Source organism: Agromyces humi (assembly GCF_009720255.1).
In the GTDB taxonomy this organism is placed as follows: domain Bacteria; phylum Actinomycetota; class Actinomycetes; order Actinomycetales; family Microbacteriaceae; genus Agromyces; species Agromyces humi.
Map to the genome: position 1 here is coordinate 1 of NZ_WJSP02000334.1, position 4,089 is coordinate 4,089.

A 4,089-nucleotide genomic window follows, 5' to 3' on the forward strand; every position below is an offset into this window, starting at 1 on the left:
GGGCCGCGCGGGCGGCGGCGCGGCGCTGGCGCCCGCTCGCGGCATCCCGTCGGCCCTCGTCTCGGACCACCTTCTGCGTGACGAGCAGGTTGATGACGCCGATGGCCAGGATGATGAGGAAGAGGATCCAGGCGAGGGCCGCAGCCCGGCCGAAGTTCCACTGGCCCCAGCCGATGTCGTAGAGGTACAGCGTGATGGTGAGCCACTGCGAATCGGCGCCGCCGGTGCCGTACTGGTCGTACATGCGCGGCTCGTCAAAGATCTGCAGGCCGCCGATGGTCGACGTGATGATCACGAAGATGAGGGTGGGTCGGAGGCTCGGCACCGTGATGGCGAAGAACTGGCGGAACTTGCTGGCCCCGTCGATGGCGGCGGCCTCGTAGTAGTCGCGCGGGATGGCTTGCATCGCGGCCAGGAGGATCAGCGTGTTGTAGCCGGTCCAGCGGAAGTTCACCATGGTCGCGATCGCGATGTGGCTGGCGAACGCGTCGCTGTGCCACATGACGGGGGAGAGGCCCAGATCGGTGAGGACCGAGTTCACGAGGCCGAACTTGTCGCCGAACATGTTGCTGAAGATGAGGGCCACGGCCACGGGCGCCATCACGTAGGGCACGAGGACGCCCATCCGCCAGAAGGTCTTGGCGCGGATGTTCTGGTCGAGCATGGCGGCGATGAAGATCGCGGCGATCAGCTGGGGAATGCTCGAGAGCAGGAAGATGCTGAAGGTGTTCCGGAGGGCGATCCAGAACTTCGGCTGCGTCAGCACGTAGACGTACTGGTCGAAGCCGATGAACGTGCCCGAGTTGCGGACGAGGTCCCAGTCCATGAAGGAGATGACCGCCGTGTAGGCGATCGGGAACAGCCCGACGACGATGAAGAGGATGAAGAACGGCGAGATGTAGAGGTAGGGCGAGAGCTTCAGGTCCCACCGGCTGACGCGGTGGCCGAACGCGATGCGACGCGGATTCCTCGGCGCCGGTGCGCCGCCCTGCTGCTGCGGTCGTTCAGTGGATGACGGGGGCGCGGTGGCGGTGGATGTCACGGTCGTTCCTCTTGCTTCCGGATGCTGCGGACGGGGATCCGTGGGGGCCGGGCGGACCCGGCCCCCACGGAGGGCCGACTAGCCGATCGCCTCGACTTCGGAGACCCACTGGTCCCACGACGCCTGCTTGTCCTGCGTGCCGTCCTCGACACGGGTCAGGGCCTTCTGCATGGCGTCGTTGATCTGGAAGTAGTACTCGCCCTTGAACGGCGCCACCGAGACGGCCTTGGCACGATCCGTGAAGATCTGGCCGACCGGCGCGTTGTTGAAGTACTCGTTCACGAAGCCGGTGAGGGCCTCATCGGTGTAGGCGTCGTTCTGGCTCGGGAAGGTGCCGGCATTGACGAAGGCCTTGATCTGCTGCTCGGGAGCGGTCAGCCAGTCGGCGAGCTTCTGCGCCTCTTCCACGTGCGCGCCGTTGGCGGGAACGGTCAGGTACGAGCCGCCCCAGTTGCCGCCGCCGCTCGGGAAGACGTTCGCGACGTCCCAGCCGGTGACGTCCTCGGCGTTGCCGGAGATGACACCGAGCATCCAGCCCGGGCAGAGCATGGTCGCGTATGCGCCGTTGCCGACGCCGGCGAACCAGTCGTCGCTCCACTGGCCGAGGTGCGCGGACTGCGTGGCGCTCGCGTCGAGCACGGCGTTGTAGATGTCCTCGACGTCGGCGTTCTCGGTCGCGGTGATGTCACCGGAGTCGGGGTCCTCGTAGGCGGCCTCGACCTGGTTGATCATGCCCTGGTAGGTGCTGCCGGCCGAGTCGAACCAGGCCTTTCCGGTGGCGGCGGTGTACTGCGCGCCGACCTCGAAGTACTTGTTCCAGTCGCCCTCGAGCAGGGCGGCGACCTCTTCGCGGTCGGTCGGGAGGCCGGCGGCGGCGAACAGGTCGGAGCGGTAGCACACGCCCTCGGGGCCGATGTCGGTGCCGTAGCCGATGAGGCGGCCGTCGGCGTCGGTGGCGGCGTCGACCTTCCAGTCGAGCCAGCGGTCGGCGGTGCCTGCGGGCACCTCGGCGAGGAGGTCGGAGTACTTCATGACCTCGGGAAGCCAGTCGACCTCGATGGCCTCGACGTCGGCGAGGCCCTTCTTGCCGAGCTTCTGGAAGTAGTTGGCGCGCGCATCGTTCGAGGTCGCGGCCTTGTTCTGCACGACCTTCACGTTCGGGTTCTCGTCCATGTACTCCTGGAGGAGCTCGTCGGTGTAGCCGAAGTCGTTGAACGTCGCGACGCTCAGTTCGATCGGGCCGTCGCCGGAGCCCGAGTCCGAGCTCGGGGAACAGCCCGAGGCGAGGAGGGCGATGGATGCGGCGCCGGCTACGGCGGCGATCGCCTTGGTGCGTCGTGAAAGCTTCACGGTCACTCCCTTGTGTGCGTGTTGGGGTTGCGGAATGGTCACGTGAGGTCGCGCTCAAGCCCTGAGGTGAGAGCGCTCTCACGATGCAGGCCGATGCTATGAGAGCGCGATCATGAATGTCAAGAGAGCGCTCTCATTCGGCGCGTTCGTTACTGAGCTGTAACCAAATCCCACCAGTTGGATCAACGGACTCGGTCGGTCGCGGCGCGCGGCCGGATGTCGCCCCCAGCCGGGGCCCGTACACTCGAACGGTGTCTGGAAGCGAGCGCCGAGAGCCGAGCGACGACGTGCGCCATCGGCGTCGGATGGTCATCGCCCTCTCGCTGAGCCTCGTGCTGATCGCGATCGCGGTGCTCGTGGTCGGGTACGTCAGCGGCGCGGATCCAGCCGTCGCCGGGTCCTCCGACGGTGCCGCCGACGCCGCGACGGAGACGCCCCGCCCGGCTCCCGAGGCCATTCCCGCGCCGGCCACCGTCGAGTCGTTCGACAAGGCCGCCCGCTCCCTCGACGACCCGACGAGCATCTGGGTCGTCGTCAACAAGCTGCGTCCGCTCAACCCGCAGGACTACGAGCCCGACGACCTGGTCTCGGTGCCCGTGGAGCACACCTGGGAGCCCGAGCTGCGGCAGGAGGCATCCGACGCCGTGGTCGCCATGTTCGACGCGGCACTGGCAGAAGCCGGCCTCGAGCTGGCCTCGAACAGCGCCTACCGCTCGTACTCCGCGCAGGAGGAGGTCTACGACGGCGACGACCTCACCACGGCGCGCCCCGGCTTCAGCGAGCACCAGACCGGCCTGACCATGGACATCGGCGCCGCTTCGGGCGACTGCTCGCTCGCCGAGTGCTTCGCCGACACCCCCGAGGGCGCCTGGCTCCGCGACAACGCCTGGCGCTTCGGGTTCATCATGCGGTACCCGGCCGACAAGACCGACGTCACCGGCTACTCCTTCGAACCGTGGCACTACCGGTACGTCGGCACCGACCTCGCGACCGAGATGCACGACACCGGCTTCACCACCCTCGAGGAATTCTTCGGCCTCCCGGCCGCGCCCGACTACGAGTGAGCCGATGACCGATCAGGGCGAACGGATGCCGCGACGCGGACTCGCACTGACGGTGCTGATCGTCAACCAGCTGCTCGCCGGCGCCGGTGTCGCGACGGGCATGGCCCTCGCGGCGATCCTCACCTCCGACCTCACCGGCACGGTGGCGATGGGCGGACTCGCGCAGTCGTCGAGTGTGCTCGGCGCAGCGATCGTCGCCATCCCGCTCGCGCGCCTCGCCGTGCGCGCCGGCCGCCACGTGGCGCTCGCGACCGGCTACGCCTTCGCCTTCGTGGGCGCCGTGCTCGTGGTCGCCGCGGCGACGAGCGGGATGCCGGTGCTCGTGTTCCTCGGGCTGGCGGCGTTCGGCGCCGCGAGCGCGGCCGGACTGCAGGCCCGGTTCGCGGCGACCGAAGTGGCCGCGCCCGGGTTCGAGGCACGCTTCATGTCGCTCGTGCTCTGGGCGACGACGATCGGCTCCGTCGCCGGGCCCCTGCTGTCCCAATCAGGCGACACGGCGGGCCAGGCGCTCGGACTGCCCCCGCTCGTGGGGCCGTTCGTGTTCTCCGCGGTCGCGTTCGCGCTGTCCGCCGTGCTCGTGGGCACGCTGCTGCGCACGCCGCGGGCCGGTCACCTCGCGGTCGACCCGTCGAC

Annotated in this window: 4 protein-coding genes; 2 read left to right on the forward strand and 2 right to left on the reverse strand. The window is 68.6% G+C overall.

Going from position 1 to position 4,089, the window contains the following annotated elements; genetic code table 11:
• The coding region (locus GH736_RS18430; protein ID WP_159605931.1) for a carbohydrate ABC transporter permease at nt 1-1,042 on the reverse strand (1,042 nt) is incomplete at its 3' end.
• Between the two features lie 78 nt (nt 1,043-1,120).
• Nucleotides 1,121-2,398, reverse strand: a complete 1,278-nt coding sequence (locus tag GH736_RS18435; RefSeq protein ID WP_407922370.1) for an ABC transporter substrate-binding protein — start codon at nt 2,396-2,398, stop codon at nt 1,121-1,123.
• 245 nt (nt 2,399-2,643) lie between these two features.
• Between GH736_RS18435 and GH736_RS18440 the strand changes: the two genes are divergently transcribed.
• The gene (locus GH736_RS18440; protein WP_235934446.1) at nt 2,644-3,456 is read left to right on the forward strand and encodes a M15 family metallopeptidase; all 813 of its coding nucleotides are present in this window, start codon (nt 2,644-2,646) and stop codon (nt 3,454-3,456) included.
• Between the two features lie 4 nt (nt 3,457-3,460).
• The coding region (locus GH736_RS18445; protein WP_159605935.1) for an MFS transporter at nt 3,461-4,089 on the forward strand (629 nt) is incomplete at its 3' end.